Source organism: Alkalihalobacillus sp. R86527, assembly GCF_042466185.1.
In the GTDB taxonomy this organism is placed as follows: Bacteria; Bacillota; Bacilli; order Bacillales; family Guptibacillaceae; genus Guptibacillus.
In genome coordinates this window covers 3,692,429-3,711,314 of the sequence record NZ_JAXHBW010000001.1, presented here as the reverse complement: position 1 = coordinate 3,711,314, position 18,886 = coordinate 3,692,429, and the positions used below count along the sequence as shown (strand labels likewise).

17 protein-coding genes, 2 tRNA genes, 3 rRNA genes and 1 riboswitch are annotated in these 18,886 nt (G+C 43.2%); of the genes, 21 read left to right on the top strand and 1 reads right to left on the bottom strand.

Annotation, left to right across the window (positions count from 1 at the left end; genetic code table 11):
• Position 1: 1 nt before the first annotated feature.
• The 16 genes from SJY16_RS19405 to rrf all read left to right on the top strand — a co-directional run bounded on the left by SJY16_RS19405 (position 2) and on the right by rrf (position 13,189).
• Positions 2–391: a TadE/TadG family type IV pilus assembly protein gene (locus SJY16_RS19405; protein ID WP_377891783.1), complete on the top strand. Its 390-nt coding sequence runs from the start codon at positions 2–4 to the stop codon at positions 389–391.
• The gene (locus tag SJY16_RS19400; protein WP_377891780.1) at positions 388–1,062 is read left to right on the top strand and encodes a pilus assembly protein TadG-related protein; all 675 of its coding nucleotides are present in this window, start codon (positions 388–390) and stop codon (positions 1,060–1,062) included. Before SJY16_RS19405 ends, SJY16_RS19400 begins: the two co-directional genes overlap by 4 nt.
• Positions 1,063–1,082: 20 nt before the next feature.
• The gene (locus tag SJY16_RS19395) at positions 1,083–2,495 is read left to right on the top strand and encodes a hypothetical protein (protein ID WP_377891778.1); all 1,413 of its coding nucleotides are present in this window, start codon (positions 1,083–1,085) and stop codon (positions 2,493–2,495) included.
• A 24-nt stretch (positions 2,496–2,519) separates the two neighbouring features.
• Positions 2,520–2,798 carry a hypothetical protein gene (locus SJY16_RS19390; RefSeq protein WP_377891776.1) on the top strand — a complete coding sequence of 93 codons (279 nt, stop codon included), beginning with the start codon at positions 2,520–2,522 and terminating at the stop codon, positions 2,796–2,798.
• Between the two features lie 285 nt (positions 2,799–3,083).
• Entirely contained in the window at positions 3,084–3,380 is a 297-nt protein-coding gene (locus SJY16_RS19385; protein ID WP_377891773.1) for a hypothetical protein, read from the top strand.
• 80 nt (positions 3,381–3,460) lie between these two features.
• The gene (locus SJY16_RS19380; protein WP_377891770.1) at positions 3,461–3,757 is read left to right on the top strand and encodes a hypothetical protein; all 297 of its coding nucleotides are present in this window, start codon (positions 3,461–3,463) and stop codon (positions 3,755–3,757) included.
• 156 nt (positions 3,758–3,913) lie between these two features.
• On the top strand, positions 3,914–4,195 hold the full coding sequence (locus SJY16_RS19375) for a hypothetical protein (protein ID WP_377891769.1): 282 nt from the start codon (positions 3,914–3,916) through the stop codon (positions 4,193–4,195).
• A gap of 30 nt (positions 4,196–4,225) precedes the next feature.
• A complete protein-coding gene (locus SJY16_RS19370; protein ID WP_377891767.1) occupies positions 4,226–4,522 on the top strand; it encodes a hypothetical protein in 297 nt (98 codons plus the stop codon).
• 1,035 nt (positions 4,523–5,557) lie between these two features.
• Complete coding sequence (locus SJY16_RS19365; RefSeq protein WP_377891765.1) at positions 5,558–5,836, top strand: hypothetical protein; 279 nt, start codon at positions 5,558–5,560, stop codon at positions 5,834–5,836.
• An 85-nt stretch (positions 5,837–5,921) separates the two neighbouring features.
• Positions 5,922–6,203 carry a hypothetical protein gene (locus SJY16_RS19360; RefSeq protein ID WP_377891763.1) on the top strand — a complete coding sequence of 94 codons (282 nt, stop codon included), beginning with the start codon at positions 5,922–5,924 and terminating at the stop codon, positions 6,201–6,203.
• Positions 6,204–6,316: 113 nt separating this feature from the next.
• On the top strand, positions 6,317–7,621 hold the full coding sequence (locus SJY16_RS19355) for a VWA domain-containing protein (protein WP_377891762.1): 1,305 nt from the start codon (positions 6,317–6,319) through the stop codon (positions 7,619–7,621).
• 418 nt (positions 7,622–8,039) lie between these two features.
• Positions 8,040–9,590 (top strand): 16S ribosomal RNA (locus SJY16_RS19350).
• Positions 9,591–9,760: 170 nt separating this feature from the next.
• A tRNA-Ile gene (locus SJY16_RS19345) sits at positions 9,761–9,837 on the top strand.
• 13 nt (positions 9,838–9,850) lie between these two features.
• Positions 9,851–9,926, top strand: a tRNA-Ala gene (locus SJY16_RS19340).
• Between the two features lie 161 nt (positions 9,927–10,087).
• A 23S ribosomal RNA gene (locus SJY16_RS19335) occupies positions 10,088–13,016 on the top strand.
• A gap of 56 nt (positions 13,017–13,072) precedes the next feature.
• Positions 13,073–13,189: ribosomal RNA gene (gene rrf / locus SJY16_RS19330) — 5S ribosomal RNA — on the top strand.
• Together the 16S, 23S and 5S rRNA genes with 2 tRNA genes alongside form the textbook arrangement of a ribosomal RNA operon.
• A gap of 1,034 nt (positions 13,190–14,223) precedes the next feature.
• On the opposite strand, the gene SJY16_RS19325 is transcribed toward rrf, so the two are convergent.
• Positions 14,224–14,667, bottom strand: coding sequence for an Hsp20/alpha crystallin family protein (locus SJY16_RS19325; protein ID WP_377891760.1), 444 nt, complete (start codon positions 14,665–14,667; stop codon positions 14,224–14,226).
• Between the two features lie 235 nt (positions 14,668–14,902).
• Between SJY16_RS19325 and SJY16_RS19320 the strand changes: the two genes are divergently transcribed.
• The 5 genes from SJY16_RS19320 to purB all read left to right on the top strand — a co-directional run bounded on the left by SJY16_RS19320 (position 14,903) and on the right by purB (position 18,868).
• A complete protein-coding gene (locus SJY16_RS19320) occupies positions 14,903–15,430 on the top strand; it encodes a DUF2179 domain-containing protein (RefSeq protein WP_377891758.1) in 528 nt (175 codons plus the stop codon).
• 3 nt (positions 15,431–15,433) lie between these two features.
• Positions 15,434–15,628, top strand: a complete 195-nt coding sequence (locus SJY16_RS19315; RefSeq protein WP_377891756.1) for an NETI motif-containing protein — start codon at positions 15,434–15,436, stop codon at positions 15,626–15,628.
• An 81-nt stretch (positions 15,629–15,709) separates the two neighbouring features.
• A riboswitch (purine riboswitch) is annotated at positions 15,710–15,811 on the top strand.
• 145 nt (positions 15,812–15,956) lie between these two features.
• Positions 15,957–16,442, top strand: a complete 486-nt coding sequence (gene purE, locus SJY16_RS19310; RefSeq protein ID WP_377891753.1) for a 5-(carboxyamino)imidazole ribonucleotide mutase — start codon at positions 15,957–15,959, stop codon at positions 16,440–16,442.
• The gene (gene purK, locus SJY16_RS19305; RefSeq protein ID WP_377891751.1) at positions 16,439–17,551 is read left to right on the top strand and encodes a 5-(carboxyamino)imidazole ribonucleotide synthase; all 1,113 of its coding nucleotides are present in this window, start codon (positions 16,439–16,441) and stop codon (positions 17,549–17,551) included. The genes purE and purK overlap by 4 nt, the downstream gene beginning before the upstream one ends.
• A gap of 24 nt (positions 17,552–17,575) precedes the next feature.
• Complete coding sequence (gene purB / locus SJY16_RS19300) at positions 17,576–18,868, top strand: adenylosuccinate lyase (protein WP_377891750.1); 1,293 nt, start codon at positions 17,576–17,578, stop codon at positions 18,866–18,868.
• Positions 18,869–18,886 lie beyond the last annotated feature (18 nt).

The window sequence follows — 18,886 nt, the reverse complement described above, 5'->3', positions numbered from 1 at the left end:
TATGAGAAAGCTTACTTCTTACCTCAAAAATGAGAAAGGGTCACAAACGATTGAATTTCTAGCTGTATTCCCGCTTGTGATCGTGGCATTTATGATCATCTGGCAGATGGCGTTAGTAGCATATGCGGTTGTTGTCACAGAGTCAGCTGCCAGAGATGGTGCCAGAGCGGCATCGGTAGGTGGGAATGCAGAACAAGTAGCGGAGCGATCGGCAGGTGGCTTACAGATTCAATCCGTCAGTTCAGTTGAATCGGGAGAGGACATAACTGTAACGGTCGTTTCAAGAATTCCGACTGTATCAATTCCGCTTGTCGGTCAAATTGAACTTGATTTTGATGCTGATGCGACGATGCCGATGGAAGAGGATGACGACGAAGGAAGTTTGCCATGACAAAACTACGTTCTTATCTAAAAAATGAACAAGGCAACAGTATGCTCTTGATTATGGTTGGATTACTAGTCACGTCAATTTTTATTAGCTTCGCATTCTTTGATTTCTTTAATGTGTTCATCTCAAAACGCGTCAGTCAAACAAGTGCAGATTCAGCAGTTCTAGCTGCATCAAGAGAGGCAAGAAAGTCTTATGACGAGGTGATTAAAGACAAGCTCGAAAATCGCCTTGAAGATATAAAGCAAAATGTCGCAAATGAGGAACTCGAAGATGCTGACATTGGTGGATGGCTTGAGAGTGAAATCGAAGGCGGAGACGATTCCTATCGTTCAGAAGTTGAGAAATGGATCAAAGAAGGCGATGGCGTCGACCTGGATGCGAATAAGCTACTACTCTATTTTTATGAAGACGAGGAAATTAGCGAGATTGCCTGTGAAGCCGTGCGAGGAAACATGTCTGAAATTGAAGATGCAGCAAATCGCTATGCCAAGAAAAATGGTGCTGATCGAAATGTAAGGGTTGAATTTGAAGAAGAGACCTTCAGCATTTACGTACAATCTGAACGCAAAGGTTCATACGTTACTGTTGAAGATTCACAGTTCGAAGGCATCAAAGCGGATGCTGCTGCTGGGATTGGGACACCAGTGGGAGTCGATATAAGTTGTAAATAACAGAGGGGAGAGGGTGCATAGTGGCGTATAAACGTCTGATATCTCTGGTTTTTCTCATATTAATGCTCGCTACTAGCATATCTCCTATTGCTTTAGCTGAGGTTGGAGACGTTGACTATAAGAACGATCACTTTCAAAAAACCGAAAGTGACGGAGAGGCCACTGTAAATGACAGTAAGAAAGATAGCCATTGGTGGGAAGAAATCGGAAACTATATCGGAGACGCTTTTAACAAAGGAAGAGAGTTTCTAGCCCCACTTTTCGATACTGTCGGTGATATGGGGGATGTCATCTCTGATAGATGGAACAAACTAATGAATTTTGCAAGTGACAAATGGGGCGAGCTTAGTAGTTTGTCACAAGAATTGTGGGCATCATTTACAGATTGGTCCGCAAACCTCTGGGACGGATTTATTGATGGCGCAGTTAATGGATGGAATGCATTAACGAATTTCACATCTAACCTCTGGGATGCTACGCCGAACTGGGTTAAATCAACAATAAGTTTTGTAGGCGTTGGCGCAGGGATCGTAGGTGGAGTCGCTCTTGGGATTATTAGCGCTCCAGTTGCGATTGCAGCAGGAATAGGAGCTGGCATCGCCGGTGGCGCTTATTACCTTATGAATCGAAACTCAAGCGATTATAGTTTCCTAGGCTCATTAGGCTGGACAGCTGGTGGTGCCCTGTTAGGTGGGATAGGACAGGCTACTGGGGCGTTGGCTGCTGCTGGGAGAGGGTTGTTGAGTTTAGGGAAGAGTGCTTGGGGACATTTGCGATTAGCATATGGAGCCAGTGGTGTACTTTCAACTATGGCTGAGGGTGCAATAATAGGTGGCGCAGGATCTGGTGTCATTTCAGGCGTAAAAAGTTTTATAACTGGTGATTTCACCTTTGGAAACTTCATAATCGATATTGTTTCAGGGGCTGCGATGGGTAGTTTATTAGCGCCTATGTCCGTTTTCGCTGGAAGCCTACTTTTAGCTGGGAAATTCGTCCAATATGCTTCATGGGGGCTCCCGATTGCAACGATCGGAGGGTTAGAGAACTTTATAGTTGAAGGTCTGAAAGGTGATTGGGATTTTGTAGATAACTTTGTATCTGGCTCTATTGCGGCTATCGCAGGTTACGGATTAATTTCTCATGTAAGTAAGTGGGTCTTCAATAATCAAAGGGTGAGTAATCTTCTTAGAAACCCTGCTTCTACAGATGTTTATGAAGAAATTTTTAATAAGGGAACTGAAGATATTATTAAGGATAATGTAAATAACAATATGGGTGATTCAGAAAAACCGAACCTTGATGATAGGTTACAAGATCAAAACCAAAACAATGGAAAAACAGATAACTCGGATATAGCAAGGGATTTAAATAAAATGAGAGATATAAACAACTCAAAAACGTATAACCTGAAAACCTCAAACATGAAAAATTAGTTATCAAAAAAAGGGGGTGTTCAAATGTGGAAAAAAATTTCACTAGCATCGAAAATCTTTTTTGTAGTGACAATAGGTATAGTTTTTATCTATTCTAAATTATTTATAGAAAATGGTAGGTTAGACTTCAATGATAGAATTTTTTTACTAATGGTGATCGTTGTATTTATTTTTGTAGGAGTTATATCAAGCATTAACCTCACTTCACAGCATGGAAAAAATATCACATTTCGTTCTGTTATCGGAGGCATTGTTATATTTTTGCTCTTTATTATGTATCGAGCAGCAGTGGAGTTTTTATAAATAAGATTATGTTGATCCATTGATTTCAACAAATTCACAGTTAAGTCACTAAGTTATTGCCGGTATCCCAATCATCTTTAATTTATGGAGTGAGAATGCATTGTGGAAATACTTATCTAAAGCACCCACTTTTTTATTTCTATTAATTATCAATGTAGGGTAGTTTTGCTGTAGTAAGTTGTCAAAGAAAATTTTGATGTGGGGCAAACTCCTATTTGGTTTTTCACATTATATGGAATGAAAGTTCAGTTTTAATTAATCATTTGTAATACAGGGAAATGTTATTTGAGCAGAATATGGGGATTCATAGAAGCTATTGTAGTGATAATTGTCCTTGTGAGCTCTTTTGGAATAGTCTTTTCAGTAGGTGAATCGCAAGGTGGAGGAGTTTTTAAATTAACCGAACGTCCACCTTGGTTGATTTATGCAATAATCGGTTTATTCTTAGTAGGTGGAGTGGGTGTATTTGCTCACATGAGTAGGGTGAACGAAGGTAAAAGTGTCTGGGAACGAATTATTCAAACAGTCCTTATCTTTGTTTTCTTTGGTGTCATCATTAGTCTATTGAACCTTTTTAGATGATAATTTGATTATTTATACCTTGTATCGAGTGAAAGTTCAGTTATCGTTAAACCCTCAAATGGAATGCAGGTGATAGTTATTTGAAAAAAGTATGGGGATTCATAGAAACTATTGCAGGCGTCATTGTAATCGTAAGTATAATTGGAATCATCCTAACTGTTGCTGAAAATCAAGGTGATGGTGTTTATAAGATGACAGAACGTCCACCTTGGTTAAACTATGCAGGCGTAGCAGTAGTTTTAACGATGATTATTGCTCTCTTTGCCCATGTAAGTAGGAAGAGTGAAGGTGAAAGCGTAAAGTTTCGCGCGATCCAAACTGCTTTTTATATTATTTTCGTCGGTGGAATTTTGACTCTAGTAAATCTTTTTAGATAATATTCGAGAAGTTATTAAAAACAGTTGCACTTCTTTTCTTTTATGAGTTTGTTAGCTAGAGCTGTCTTTACGTTCATCTTTAAAATTTGTGTAGAGTATTGATAATTCTGGGGTTTAGGGTTCGTTGATATGACATGTAGATGGAGGATTTTGAAATTGAAATGGAAGGGTATATCAAGACTCTCAAAGATATTGTGGATTTCAACTATAGCTTTTATGTTGATTTATACAGCGATTTTTATAGAAAACGGAAAAGTAGATTCTACAGATAAATTCGTAATATTGGTGGCTGCAGCTGTGATGATATTTGTTGTGGTTGTATCTAGCGTTAATCTAACCAGTGATGGTGGAAAAAATATTACGGCTAAAACCGTGGCTAGTGCCATTGTTCTCATAATAATTTTCACTCTGTATGGCATAACGGTTAAATTCAGTTAAATATTAAAAGAAAACTTAGGTGAACGTTAAATGAATAAGGTGTGGGGTTTCATTGAAGTAGTGTGTGTAATAATCATTTTGGCAAGCACAGCTGGATTAGTCTTTTCATTAGGAGAACCCCAGGGGGACGGTGTCTATAAAATGACAGAACGTCCACCATGGTTAATTTATGCTGGAATAGGTCTTGGAACAACAATGGTTGTTGGGGTTTTTGCTTACATTAGCAGAAGGTCCGAGGGTGTAAGTGTTAAGGTTCGTTTATTCAATACTATTTTACTTATATTATTTTTCGGTGGTGCAATAAGTCTTCTAAATATGTTCAGGTAATAAGTAAAAGAGTACGTACGAAGAGTAACTGTAAAATGAGTGACTTTGATATTTTGGAGTGAACATATGAGAAAGTGGAAGAAACTATCTATAGGTTCTAAAGTTCTATTTATAGTGATGATCGTATTAATTTATATATATTCTCGATTGTTTATAGAAAATGGTAAGTTAGATTTCAATGATAGAATCTTTTTCGTTGGAGTCCTAGTTGTTTTCACTTTTATTGGAGTTGTATCAAGTTTAAATCTTACAACACAAAATGGTAAGAAGATAACTCTTGGTTCTGTAATAGGCGCGATTGTTATATACATACTTTTTCTTATGTATAGAGCAGTTTTGGAATTTTGGGTTTGAGTAGATACTTATTAAATCATTTCCATTAATTATCTATGTAACTTAGGGTAGTTTTGCTGTAGTAAGTTATCAAAGAAAATTGTGAGTGATGGGTGCAATTTTACATTTGATTTTTCGCATTATATTGAATGAAAATTCAGTTCTAAATGCTTAAATATATAAAGGGATTTAAGGTGAAAGTTATATGAAAAGCAATTTCCGGCGTCATTGTTCTGGGGAGCATAGCTGGAATAGTCTTTTCAGTAGCGGAACCACAAGGTGGCGGTGTTTATAAAATGACAGAACGTCCACCATGGTTAGTTTATGCTTCAATATTTGTATTTGTTCTTGCGTTCATTGGTGTCTTCGCTCATATAAGTAGAACTCACTTTGGTGAGAGTCTACCAATGCGTATAATACAAACTTTGTTGATGATACTCTTCTTCGTTGGGATAGTAAGCCTTTTAAACTTTTTTAGGTGATACAGATACAATTGCTTTTCTGAAGAAGAATGGAAAAAGGGTCTTAATTTTAACTTTCCATTTCATTAAAGAGCAATGATTATAGCTAACGTGACAATATACTACTTTATAATAATTCTACCGGTGCTCTAAACCTTTTTTATTTTTATTGTTGTAATTCCACAAGTAAAAGTAGGTGCATTGTGTTACGACCGGAACAACACCTCGGAGGGTTATTAAAATGAAATGGAAAAAAGCTTCTAAGCTTTCTACTGTACTATGGATTGTTTCAATAGTTTTTATATTTGCTTATCCTCCGTTGTTTATGAAGGATGGTATTGTTGACTCAAATGACAGGATTGTATTCATATTTGCTTTAATTATCATGGCATATGTGGGTGTTGTTTCTAGTATTAATCTGACTAGTGATAGTGGAAAGAAAATAACTGTGAAGAGTGTGATTGGAGCAATATTGTTTTTGATTATTTTTACCCTATATAGAATGACAATACAGTTATAATTAGTAGCCATCTAAAGTATTAACTTTGGTAAACGGTTGACTTATTCGATAAAGAAACATTCTGATATTGAGGAGAATAATTGAGATGTGGAAGAAAGTGTCTATTGCAGCAAATATACTTATGCTTGTGGCGATTGTTGGTTTGTTTGTATATGACCAACTTTTTATTGAAAATGGAAAATTAGATGGTAACGACAAAATATTTATTATAGGAATCCTTGCTGTTTCGGCGTTTTGTGGGGCGGTTTTTTATATAAATTTTATTAATAAAAATGGAAAGAAAGTTACGGCGAGAACAATTGTAACGGGAACAGTAATGTTCTTGTTACTTATTCTTTTTAAAGTCGTAGCAGAATTTTGGTTATGAATATCTAGATTGAAAAAGGAGTCTTATCTTTCCGAATTATGGTTAGCCCTAATAAATTAATAGCTATTTTATGAGACGGATTAAGTAACAGTTTTTATTGGAGGTGTATGAATTTGAAAAAGTATCTCGTTTTTCTTATTGGAGTAACTTTATTACTAGCAGCATGTTCTAACAATGGTGATAGCGAAAGTGATGATAAGAATAGTAAGAAAGAAAGCAAAGAAGAGGAGCAGCAACAGGAAGTGAAAGCCGATTTTCCTGAAGCGGCATCAGATGCTGAGAGTATTGTAAAAGGAAATCCAGGTTCCTTAATTAAAAGTGGGAAGCAATCTATTAATCCTGATAAAGTACTAGAGAAAATTCCTTCTTCAGCAAATGTGGATGAAGTTTATAACGGTTTGGTTTCTATGCTACATGCTGACTTTAGCAATGTTAATGAAGCATACGAAAACTATAATCCTGAATTTATGAATCTTTTAAACAAGGAAGAAGAGGTCAATGAAGAGAATGTCGTCATTCTTTTGGATTCTAGTGGAAGTATGGCAGGGCAAGTAAGCGGGGGAACGAAGATGGATCTCGCAAAGGATGCTTTAAAGCGATTTTCTAGTAGCTTACCTGAGGATGCCAATGTACTCTTAAGAGCATATGGCCATAAAGGAAGCAATGACGATAGTGATAAGGAGCTTTCGTGTAGTAGTAACGAGGTGTTTTATGACCTGAATACATACAATGAAAATACATTTAATGAAGCTTTGAGCCAATTCGAACCTACGGGCTGGACTCCTTTAGGTGATGCTATCAGCTCAGTCCAGTCTGATTTAAAAGGGAAAGCTGGAGAAGGTGTAAAGAACAACATTTATATCGTAAGTGATGGTGTTGAAACGTGTGATGGAGACCCTGTAGAGGAAGCGAAAAACCTTCATGAATCAGATCTAGATGTAACAGTAAACATTATTGGGTTCAACGTAGATACAGAAGGACGTAATCAGCTTGAGGATGCAGCGGATGCTGGTGGCGGTGTTTATAAAACGGTTAATTCAAAAGTTGAACTAAACAACACCCTCGATCAATTAGTGGATGAAGCTCATGAATCAATTGAAGCAGACCTTGCCTCAGCAAAGGCGGACATCTCAGTAAACAAAGAGCATCTACGAAAAATTAAACAGCTAGATGAAATCCAATCAACCTTTAATGATGTCGTTCAGACAGAAGAGGATCTTCTCTATAAAGCTGCACAGGAGTTATATTACAGAGAAAAGATTTCAAAAGAACAAGAAGAACTACTCAAAGAGAAAATTGACAAGCGATCAGATGTCCTTCTGGACTACAGTAACAAGAAACGTGATGAATTAAGTGAAGTGACTAAAGAAAAGAAAGAAGAAATGTTTGATTTAATCGATGAGAAGAGAGCGAGTTAAACAAACGTTTGATTGAATTAAATTAAGAAGAATTAATACATTTAAAGTCAGGGCGTAACTGTGCTCTGGCTTTTTTATTTGTTTTTCAATAAATATCATTCTATGTATTGACCAACCATGAATCAACTGATATAGTAGATAACGTTGTTGCAAAGACAACATCATTAAATAAAAAAAGAGATTGACACTGCTTCGGTAGTCATGTATTATTAATCACGTTGCTTCTTACGGAGCACGCAGATAACGATAAACAATCTCAAAAAAAAGTTGTTGACATCGATTCCGACGAAATGTTATATTAGTTGAGTCGCTGAAAACGACAAACGAAAGAAACAATTGATCTTTGAAAACTGAACGAAACGCCATGCAAGAAATTGTTTCTACGGAAACAACAAGTTTTAAAGCTAGATTAGACTTTCTATCGGAGAGTTTGATCCTGGCTCAGGACGAACGCTGGCGGCGTGCCTAATACATGCAAGTCGAGCGGAGAAATAGGAGCTTGCTCCTATTTCTCAGCGGCGGACGGGTGAGTAACACGTGGGCAACCTGCCCTACAGACTGGGATAACTCCGGGAAACCGGAGCTAATACCGGGTAATACATAGCATCGCATGATGCAACGTTGAAAGTTGGCTTTCGAGCTAACACTGTAGGATGGGCCCGCGGCGCATTAGCTAGTTGGTAAGGTAATGGCTTACCAAGGCAACGATGCGTAGCCGACCTGAGAGGGTGATCGGCCACACTGGGACTGAGACACGGCCCAGACTCCTACGGGAGGCAGCAGTAGGGAATCTTCCGCAATGGACGAAAGTCTGACGGAGCAACGCCGCGTGAGTGACGAAGGCTTTCGGGTCGTAAAGCTCTGTTGTTAGGGAAGAACAAGTACCGTTCGAATAGGGCGGTACCTTGACGGTACCTAACCAGAAAGCCACGGCTAACTACGTGCCAGCAGCCGCGGTAATACGTAGGTGGCAAGCGTTGTCCGGAATTATTGGGCGTAAAGCGCGCGCAGGCGGTCTCTTAAGTCTGATGTGAAAGCCCACGGCTCAACCGTGGAGGGCCATTGGAAACTGGGGGACTTGAGTGCAGAAGAGGAGAGTGGAATTCCACGTGTAGCGGTGAAATGCGTAGATATGTGGAGGAACACCAGTGGCGAAGGCGGCTCTCTGGTCTGTAACTGACGCTGAGGCGCGAAAGCGTGGGGAGCGAACAGGATTAGATACCCTGGTAGTCCACGCCGTAAACGATGAGTGCTAGGTGTTGGGGGGTTCCACCCTCAGTGCTGAAGTTAACACATTAAGCACTCCGCCTGGGGAGTACGACCGCAAGGTTGAAACTCAAAGGAATTGACGGGGGCCCGCACAAGCAGTGGAGCATGTGGTTTAATTCGAAGCAACGCGAAGAACCTTACCAGGTCTTGACATCCTCTGCCACTCCTAGAGATAGGACGTTCCCCTTCGGGGGACAGAGTGACAGGTGGTGCATGGTTGTCGTCAGCTCGTGTCGTGAGATGTTGGGTTAAGTCCCGCAACGAGCGCAACCCTTGATCTTAGTTGCCAGCATTCAGTTGGGCACTCTAAGGTGACTGCCGGTGACAAACCGGAGGAAGGTGGGGACGACGTCAAATCATCATGCCCCTTATGACCTGGGCTACACACGTGCTACAATGGACGGTACAAAGGGCTGCGACACCGCGAGGTGAAGCGAATCCCATAAAGCCGTTCTCAGTTCGGATTGTAGGCTGCAACTCGCCTACATGAAGCCGGAATTGCTAGTAATCGCGGATCAGCATGCCGCGGTGAATACGTTCCCGGGCCTTGTACACACCGCCCGTCACACCACGAGAGTTTGTAACACCCGAAGTCGGTGAGGTAACCTTTTGGAGCCAGCCGCCGAAGGTGGGACAAATGATTGGGGTGAAGTCGTAACAAGGTAGCCGTATCGGAAGGTGCGGCTGGATCACCTCCTTTCTATGGAGAATTACGAGGCAACATTGGTTGCCAAACTTGCATGAGCGTTTCGTTTAGTTTTGAAAGAGCAATAGTTCTTTCTTGAAAAGGTTTGTTTTGATGAAGAGCAAGTCTCTTTTAATAAACACCTCCGGCTAATGGCTATGTCGGAGTATTTACCTTTCTTTTGTGGGCCTGTAGCTCAGCTGGTTAGAGCGCACGCCTGATAAGCGTGAGGTCGGTGGTTCGAGTCCACTCAGGCCCACCATAAAAGAATTCCTGGGGCCTTAGCTCAGCTGGGAGAGCGCCTGCCTTGCACGCAGGAGGTCAGCGGTTCGATCCCGCTAGGCTCCACCAATTATTTCTTCTCTTAGTTATAGAAGAAATTGTTCCTTGAAAACTAGATAGCATAAACAACGACATCCAATAAAGAATTATTTTTTGCGTTATTTCTTAGTTAGTCACATCTTACGATGTGCATCGATGGAGTTAGAGACATTGTTTCTAATGAAATCTAAGGTTAAGCTACTAAGGGCGCACGGTGGATGCCTTGGCACTAGAAGCCGATGAAGGACGGGACGAACACCGATATGCTTCGGGGAGCAGTAAGTACGCTTTGATCCGGAGATTTCCGAATGGGGGAACCCACCATCCGTAATGGGATGGTATCTATTTCTGAATACATAGGAGATAGAAGGCATACCCGGGGAACTGAAACATCTCAGTACCCGGAGGAAGAGAAAGCAATCGCGATTTCCTGAGTAGCGGCGAGCGAAACGGAATCAGCCCAAACCAGAGGGCTTGCCCTCTGGGGTTGTAGGACGTCTCATTGGAGTTACAAAGGCACGGATAGACGAAGCGACCTGGAAAGGTCCATCAGAGAAGGTAACAATCCTGTAGTCAAAATCCGCTGCCCTCCGAGACGGATCCTGAGTACGGCGGGACACGTGAAACCCCGTCGGAATCCGGGAGGACCATCTCCCAAGGCTAAATACTCTCTAGTGACCGATAGTGAACCAGTACCGTGAGGGAAAGGTGAAAAGCACCCCGGAAGGGGAGTGAAAGAGAACCTGAAACCGTGTGCCTACAACTAGTTGGAGCCCGTTAATGGGTGACAGCGTGCCTTTTGTAGAATGAACCGGCGAGTTACGATCCCGTGCAAGGTTAAGCCGAGAAGGCGGAGCCGCAGCGAAAGCGAGTCTGAATAGGGCGAAATAGTACGTGGTCGTAGACCCGAAACCGGGTGATCTACCCATGTCCAGGGTGAAGTTCAGGTAACACTGAATGGAGGCCCGAACCCACGCATGTTGAAAAATGCGGGGATGAGGTGTGGGTAGCGGTGAAATGCCAATCGAACCCGGAGATAGCTGGTTCTCTCCGAAATAGCTTTAGGGCTAGCCTCGCGGCAAGAATCTTGGAGGTAGAGCACTGATTGGACTAGGGGTCCCTACCGGATTACCGAATCCAGTCAAACTCCGAATGCCAACGATTTATCCGCGGGAGTCAGACTGCGAGTGATAAGATCCGTAGTCGAGAGGGAAACAGCCCAGACCACCAGCTAAGGTCCCAAAGTATACGTTAAGTGGAAAAGGATGTGGCGTTGCTTAGACAACCAGGATGTTGGCTTAGAAGCAGCCATCATTTAAAGAGTGCGTAATAGCTCACTGGTCGAGTGACGCTGCGCCGAAAATGTACCGGGGCTAAACGTATCACCGAAGCTGTGGATTGTCTTACGACAATGGTAGGAGAGCGTTCTAAGGGCTGCGAAGTCAGACCGAAAGGACTGGTGGAGCGCTTAGAAGTGAGAATGCCGGTATGAGTAGCGAAAGACAAGTGAGAATCTTGTCCGTCGAAAGCCCAAGGTTTCCTGAGGAAGGCTCGTCCGCTCAGGGTTAGTCGGGACCTAAGCCGAGGCCGAAAGGCGTAGGCGATGGATAACAGGTTGATATTCCTGTACCACCTCCTTTCCGTTTGAACGACGGGGGGACGCAGAAAGATAGGGAGAGCGCGCTGCTGGAAATGCGCGTCCAAGCGATTAGGCTGGTGAATAGGCAAATCCGTTCACCGCGAAGGCTGAGTCGTGATGGCGAGGGAATTAAGTACCGAAGTCCCTGATTCTACACTGCCAAGAAAAGCCTCTAGTGAGGAAAGAGGTGCCCGTACCGCAAACCGACACAGGTAGGCGAGGAGAGAATCCTAAGACGATCGGGAGAACTCTCGTTAAGGAACTCGGCAAAATGACCCCGTAACTTCGGGAGAAGGGGTGCTTCCTCGGGTGAATAGCCCAGGGGAGCCGCAGTGAAAAGATCCAAGCGACTGTTTAGCAAAAACACAGGTCTCTGCCAAGCCGCAAGGCGATGTATAGGGGCTGACACCTGCCCGGTGCTGGAAGGTTAAGAGGAGGGGTTATCCCTTACGGGAGAAGCTCTGAATCGAAGCCCCAGTAAACGGCGGCCGTAACTATAACGGTCCTAAGGTAGCGAAATTCCTTGTCGGGTAAGTTCCGACCCGCACGAAAGGTGCAACGACTTGGATACTGTCTCAACGAGAGACCCGGTGAAATTATAGTACCTGTGAAGATGCAGGTTACCCGCGACAGGACGGAAAGACCCCATGGAGCTTTACTGTAGCCTGATATTGGATTTTGGTACAGCTTGTACAGGATAGGTAGGAGCCATAGAAGCCGGACCGCTAGGTTCGGTGGAGGCGTCGGTGGGATACTACCCTGGCTGTACTGACATTCTAACCCAGCACCGTGATCCGGTGCGGAGACAGTGTCAGGTGGGCAGTTTGACTGGGGCGGTCGCCTCCTAAAGAGTAACGGAGGCGCCCAAAGGTTCCCTCAGAATGGTTGGAAATCATTCGCAGAGTGTAAAGGCACAAGGGAGCTTGACTGCGAGACCTACAAGTCGAGCAGGGACGAAAGTCGGGCTTAGTGATCCGGTGGTTCCGCATGGAAGGGCCATCGCTCAACGGATAAAAGCTACCCTGGGGATAACAGGCTTATCTCCCCCAAGAGTCCACATCGACGGGGAGGTTTGGCACCTCGATGTCGGCTCATCGCATCCTGGGGCTGAAGTAGGTCCCAAGGGTTGGGCTGTTCGCCCATTAAAGCGGTACGCGAGCTGGGTTCAGAACGTCGTGAGACAGTTCGGTCCCTATCCGTCGCGGGCGCAGGAAATTTGAGAGGAGCTGTCCTTAGTACGAGAGGACCGGGATGGACACACCGCTGGTGTACCAGTTGTTCCGCCAGGAGCATAGCTGGGTAGCTACGTGTGGAAGGGATAAGTGCTGAAAGCATCTAAGCATGAAGCCCCCCTCGAGATGAGATTTCCCACAGCGTCAAGCTGGTAAGATCCCTCAGAGATGATGAGGTTGATAGGTTCGGGGTGGAAGCGTGGCGACACGTGGAGCTGACGAATACTAATCGATCGAGGGCTTAACCTAAAACTTATTGGAATACGTTGCGAGTGCTATCTAGTTTTCAGGGAATACCTGAATAGTCTAGTGATGAAGGCGAAGAGGTCACACCCGTTCCCATGCCGAACACGGAAGTTAAGCTCTTCAGCGCCGATGGTAGTTGGGGGCTCTCCCCCTGCAAGAGTAGGACGTCGCTAGGCAAGTGAGAAGCCGGAGGTTAAGCCTCTGGCTTTTTTTGTATGGTTTATTTCTTTGGGGTAGTACCGTAAGGTAGTATTTCATCTTGAATTACATCCAAGAACATCCCCGAAAGCTTCGTAGGGGTGGGAGAAGCAAGAAATTCGAGGAAGCAAGTGAGACTGGACCGGAGTAGATAATCGGAGATCTATGAGGATCCAGGGTCGCGCAGCTGACGAAGAAGTTCGCCGCTTATCGCGCCCCGTATGAGAACACGGAAGTTAAGCTCTTGCGCCGATGGTAGTTGGGGGCTCTCCCCCTGCAAGAGTAGGACGTCGCTAGGCAAATAAGGAGTCAGAGCATAGAGCTCTGGCTTTTTTGTTTTTTAAAAGGTTTGTAGAGCTGTACCGTAAGGTTGGCATCTTCATTGAGAGGTCATGCAAGAACATCCTCGAAAGCTTCGTAGGGGTGGGAGAAGCAAAAAATTCGAGGAAGCAAGTGAGACTGGGCCGGAGTAGATAGTCGGAGATCTATGAGGATCCAGAATCGCGCAGCTGGCGAGTTCGTAGCTTATCGCGCCCCGTATGAGAACACGGAAGTTAAGTTCGCGCGCCGATGGTAGTTGGGGGCTCTCCCCTTGCAAGAGTAGGACGTCGTTAGGCAAGTGAGAGTTAGAGGTAATTGTGACCTCTGGCTTTTTTTGTGTTGTCTGAATGTGGGTTTGTGTAATTAGTGGTTGGAGTTTGGGTTCGCGGATAAAATGAAAATTTCGCAGATAACCTGCAGATTCACTCTCTTCCGTGTACTGTCTGAATGTGTTTTTGACTAACCATTGGTTACAATTAACGCTTCGCTGATAAAAACGACATATCGCCGATAAAAGTCCTCTTTCGCTGATATAATCTCAATTCCGCTGATATATTCTCAAAAATCGCTGATAAATCAGCAATTTCGCCGATATCCCACCCCTCAAGCATCCTTAGCACCCCGAACTCACCCTAAAAACCCACAAGCACCAAAAAAACAGCTATCGTCCCAACAACGATAGCCGCGCTCTCTATTCCTCCCTCGACTCATCATCTTTAATCTTAAGCCGCTTCCTGTCTTCCTTCGAATCGATCAACCGATGGAGATGCACCATGAGAATCCCTCGTTTGTAGGTAGCATCAATTGGTTTTTCTCTAACTGGGAATGGTAGCTCTACAATCCGTTCAAATGGACCATGTTTATACTCTTCCTGAACATTTCGGTACCCTTCGAGTGCCATCTTCGTCTGGCCTTTTACTTTAAGGGTTCGGTAGTGAATATAGACATCCACATCATTAATGTTTGTGATTCCTGGAAGGTAGACTGTACAGATCAATTCGTTACCTGCTTCATACAGGTTCACGAGTGGACCATTCGATACGAACATATCCTGAAAATCCGTCCAGAAATCGTCTCCCATGAATTTGTTCATCTTATTTTTCCAATCATACATTTGACTCCAGTGATCTCCCATGACGTCCCCTCCTGGGCTTTTTGCCAGTATATGCACAATGAGAAACTTTGTTAAAAACAAGAGAAGGCAGTTTAAGATATTTGGAGAAGTGAATGGTATAGAATGACCTGCCGATACAAGGATTGGAAATTTTTCGGGTTGATTCTATAAAGAACGCATGCGGTTTTATTATTCGGCGTGTTATGCTAGGTAAAGTTGAAGATTTTATGATATTGAATGATGAAAGGGGATCAGTATGTTAGAAAATGGGTTAGTGATGGTAGCCATTATTTTTCTTATTAATATTGTGTATGTATCGTTTCTTACGATGCGAACAATACTCACGTTAAAGGGACAGCGTTATTTAGCTGCAGTCACTGGGACAATGGAGATTGGGGTCTATGTTATTGGTCTTGGACTCGTACTCGATAACCTTGGTGAAATACAGAATATTATCGCATACGCACTAGGTTTCGGTGTTGGTATTATAGTAGGAATGAAGATAGAGGAATATCTAGCTCTTGGATATATTACCGTTAATGCGATTACAACAAAGCTCGAAGAAGATATTCCAAATAAGCTGAGAGATGTTGGGTATGGCGTTACGCATTATCTTGCTCACGGTAGACAAGGTGAACGTCTCGTGATGCAGATTCTTACGTCTCGTAAATCGGAACGAAAGCTTTATCAAGCCATCGAAGAACTTGACCCGAAAGCATTCGTTATCTCGTATGAGCCACGTACCTTTCATGGAGGGTTCTGGGTTAGAAAAATTCGGAGGTAGTGTATGGAGAAAAAGCCAAAGAAAAAGAAGTTTGAAGTTATGGAAGGCGAATCTTTATCGGATTGCTTAAAGAGGCTGGATGATGAAGGCTATATGCCTGTAAGACGTACGGAAGAGCCTGTTTTTATTGAACGCAAAGGTGCTAAAGAACCAGAATTATATGGAAGAAAAACAGTGTTTGAAGGTAAATTGAAGTAAAAGACGAACGATGTTATTGAATATAAACTCATCGTTCGATTTTTCGTTGACATCTGAACAATCCTCTTGTTACTATTAAAGAGGAGTAACAAATCGATACCTCATATAATCTTGGGAATATGGCCCATAAGTTTCTACCCGACGACCTTAAATCGTTGGACTATGAGGGTGAAGTCATTTTCTGTGGATTTCTGTGTCTACAGAATTGGATGATGATTTTTCGCCCGGGTAGAAGCTTCTTCTAAGATTATAGGAGAATTCTATGCGGGTTTCTTTTTGTTTAAAATACATGGTTAGCAAAATAGATCTTCCACTAAGGAGGAAAAGCATGCAGGCTCAAATTGGTGTTATTATGGGAAGCACGTCAGATTGGGAAACAATGAAGCATACATGTGATGTGTTGGATGAACTTCAACTATCGTACGAGAAAAAAGTGGTTTCAGCTCATCGAACGCCAGAGTTAATGTTCGAGTATGCAGAAGGAGCGAGGAGTAGAGGACTAAGAGTGATAATCGCTGGAGCAGGAGGCGCCGCTCATCTACCAGGAATGGTAGCAGCAAAAACAACGCTTCCAGTCATTGGGGTTCCAGTTCAGTCTAGAACGTTAAATGGATTAGATTCGCTTCTCTCAATCGTACAGATGCCAGGTGGTGTACCAGTCGCGACAGTTGCAATTGGAAAAGCTGGTGCAAAGAATGCGGGTCTACTAGCTGCTCAAATTCTGAGTACGTTTGATGATGACATCACTTCACGCTTGGAGGATTATCGAATGAACATGAAAGAATCGGTACTCGAAAGTAGTGAAACACTATGAGTAAAATGATTTTACCTGGAAGTACGATTGGCATTCTTGGTGGAGGTCAGCTTGGAAGAATGATGGCACTGAAAGCGAGAGAGATGGGCTATCGTATTGCGGTTCTTGAACCGAAGAGTGACTCACCATGTGGTCAGGTTTCTGATGTGGAAGTCGTCTCAGGATATGATGATCGTGATGGTGCGAAGAAGCTAGCGGAAGTGAGTGATGTGATAACGTATGAGTTTGAAAACATTGCACATGAAACGGCTAGTTGGCTTGAAGAGAACGCTTATATGCCACAAGGTGGCGAGTTGCTTCGAACGACGCAGGATCGTTTTGTAGAAAAGACGTCGATTCAAGAGGCTGGACTTAAGGTTGCTCCTTTTCAAAAGGTGAATTCGAAGGAAGAGCTTTTACGGGCATGTGAGGAGATCGGTTTTCCTGCTGTACTGAAAACTCGTACTGGCGGCTATGATGGAAAAGGTCAGTGGGTTATAAAGGAACGCAGCGATATCAAAGGGATTGAGTTTCCTGACGTAGCCTGTATAGTAGAAAGTTGGGTTCCATTTCAAAAGGAGCTATCCGTTGTCGTAACGCGTAGTGTTACGGGTGAAATGACCACATTCCCGGTTGGAGAGAATATTCATGTGAACAATATTCTTCATCAAACAATCGTCCCAGCTCGTGTAGACGAATCGATTCAAGAAAAAGCGAGCGATCTTGGCAAGAAGTTAGCTCAAGATATCGATCTCGTTGGCACACTTGCGGTCGAACTTTTTCTTGAAGGAAACGAATTGTTTGTGAATGAGCTTGCGCCGAGACCTCACAACTCTGGTCATTATACAATGGAAGCCTGTGAAACATCACAGTTCGAGCAACATATCCGAGCAATCTGTGGTCTACCACTAGGGGCGACGGAGTTATTGAAGCCTGTCGTGATGGGGAACATACTCGGCCAACATGTCGGCCCCCTCATGGAGAGCATAAGTGAGCTAGGAAGTGCTAAACTTCATTTGTACGGCAAGGATGAAGCAAAACATAATCGGAAAATGGGTCATATTAATTTTCTAGCTTCTTCGACTGAGGAAGCAGAAGAAAGAATGGCTCGATGGAAACTTTGGCAGTAGGACAATTGACTAGGAGGACATAACATGATTGAACGTTATACTCGCCCTGAGATGGGTGCGATTTGGACAGAGGAAAACAGATATAAAGCGTGGCTTGAAGTTGAAATCTTAGCATGTGAAGCGTGGGCAGAGCTTGGGATCATTCCTAAAGAAGATGTACAGAAAATTAGAGAGAATGCTGAATTCGACGTTGAGCGCATCCATGCGATCGAAGCAGAGACTCGTCATGACGTTGTCGCGTTCACAAGAGCGGTATCGGAAACGCTAGGTGAAGAGCGTAAGTGGGTTCATTACGGATTAACGTCAACTGACGTTGTCGATACGGCTCTTTCATATCAGTTGAACCAGGCGAACGATCTTTTGATGAACGATATCGAGAAGTTTATCGATGTATTAAAGGAGAAAGCGCAAGAACATAAATATACGGTCATGATGGGTAGAACGCACGGTGTTCACGCTGAGCCAACAACATTCGGTTTGAAGATGGCTCTATGGTATGAAGAGATGAAACGTAACCTAGAACGATTCAAACAAGCTGCTGACGGTGTTCGTTTCGGTAAGCTTTCTGGCGCTGTTGGGACATATGCGAATATCGATCCATTCATTGAACAATATGTTTGTGAAAAGTTGGGTCTACAACCTGCACCAATCTCAACTCAAACGCTTCAGCGTGATCGTCACGCACACTACATGTCATCACTTGCATTGATCGCAACTTCTATCGAGAAGTTCTCAGTAGAAATAAGAGGGCTTCAAAAGAGCGAAACGCGTGAAGTCGAAGAGTTCTTTGCGAAAGGTCAAAAAGGTTCATCAGCTATGCCGCATAAGCGAAACCCGATTGGCTCTGAGAACATGACTGGGATGGCGAGAGTGATTCGTGGTTACATGACAACTGCATACGAAAACGTACCTCTCTGGCATGAGCGAGATATTTCACACTCCTCAGCTGAGCGCGTCATTCTTCCTGATGCAACGATTGCCTTGAATTATATGCTCAATCGCTTCTCTGGAATCGTATCGAAGTTAACGGTATTCCCTGAGAACATGAAACGCAATATGACGAGAACATATGGATTGATTTACAGTCAGCGCGTCTTACTATCTCTTATCGATAAAGGTATGACTCGTGAGGAAGCATATGATCTTGTTCAACCGAAAGCGATGGACGCGTGGGAACGCGGCATCCAGTTTAGGGAACTGGTTGAAGCTGATTCAAACATTACAAACCAACTGTCTGCTTCAGAGATCGAGGATTGTTTTGATTACAATTACCACCTGAAGCCAGTCGATATGATTTTCGAACGTCTAGGATTATAAATCAACGTATCGGAGGAG

What these genes read in the sequence shown, in the direction of transcription:
- purE (WP_377891753.1), top strand. Translation starts at nt 15,957, where the DNA reads ATGCAGGCTCAAATTGGTGTTATTATGGGAAGCACGTCAGATTGGGAA.
- SJY16_RS19390 (WP_377891776.1), top strand. Translation starts at nt 2,520, where the DNA reads ATGTGGAAAAAAATTTCACTAGCATCGAAAATCTTTTTTGTAGTGACA.
- SJY16_RS19405 (WP_377891783.1), top strand. Translation starts at nt 2, where the DNA reads ATGAGAAAGCTTACTTCTTACCTCAAAAATGAGAAAGGGTCACAAACG.
- SJY16_RS19320 (WP_377891758.1), top strand. Translation starts at nt 14,903, where the DNA reads ATGTTAGAAAATGGGTTAGTGATGGTAGCCATTATTTTTCTTATTAAT.
- purB (WP_377891750.1), top strand. Translation starts at nt 17,576, where the DNA reads ATGATTGAACGTTATACTCGCCCTGAGATGGGTGCGATTTGGACAGAG.
- SJY16_RS19400 (WP_377891780.1), top strand. Translation starts at nt 388, where the DNA reads ATGACAAAACTACGTTCTTATCTAAAAAATGAACAAGGCAACAGTATG.
- SJY16_RS19315 (WP_377891756.1), top strand. Translation starts at nt 15,434, where the DNA reads ATGGAGAAAAAGCCAAAGAAAAAGAAGTTTGAAGTTATGGAAGGCGAA.
- purK (WP_377891751.1), top strand. Translation starts at nt 16,439, where the DNA reads ATGAGTAAAATGATTTTACCTGGAAGTACGATTGGCATTCTTGGTGGA.
- SJY16_RS19360 (WP_377891763.1), top strand. Translation starts at nt 5,922, where the DNA reads ATGTGGAAGAAAGTGTCTATTGCAGCAAATATACTTATGCTTGTGGCG.
- SJY16_RS19365 (WP_377891765.1), top strand. Translation starts at nt 5,558, where the DNA reads ATGAAATGGAAAAAAGCTTCTAAGCTTTCTACTGTACTATGGATTGTT.
- SJY16_RS19325 (WP_377891760.1), bottom strand. Translation starts at nt 14,667, where the DNA reads ATGGGAGATCACTGGAGTCAAATGTATGATTGGAAAAATAAGATGAAC.
- SJY16_RS19370 (WP_377891767.1), top strand. Translation starts at nt 4,226, where the DNA reads ATGAATAAGGTGTGGGGTTTCATTGAAGTAGTGTGTGTAATAATCATT.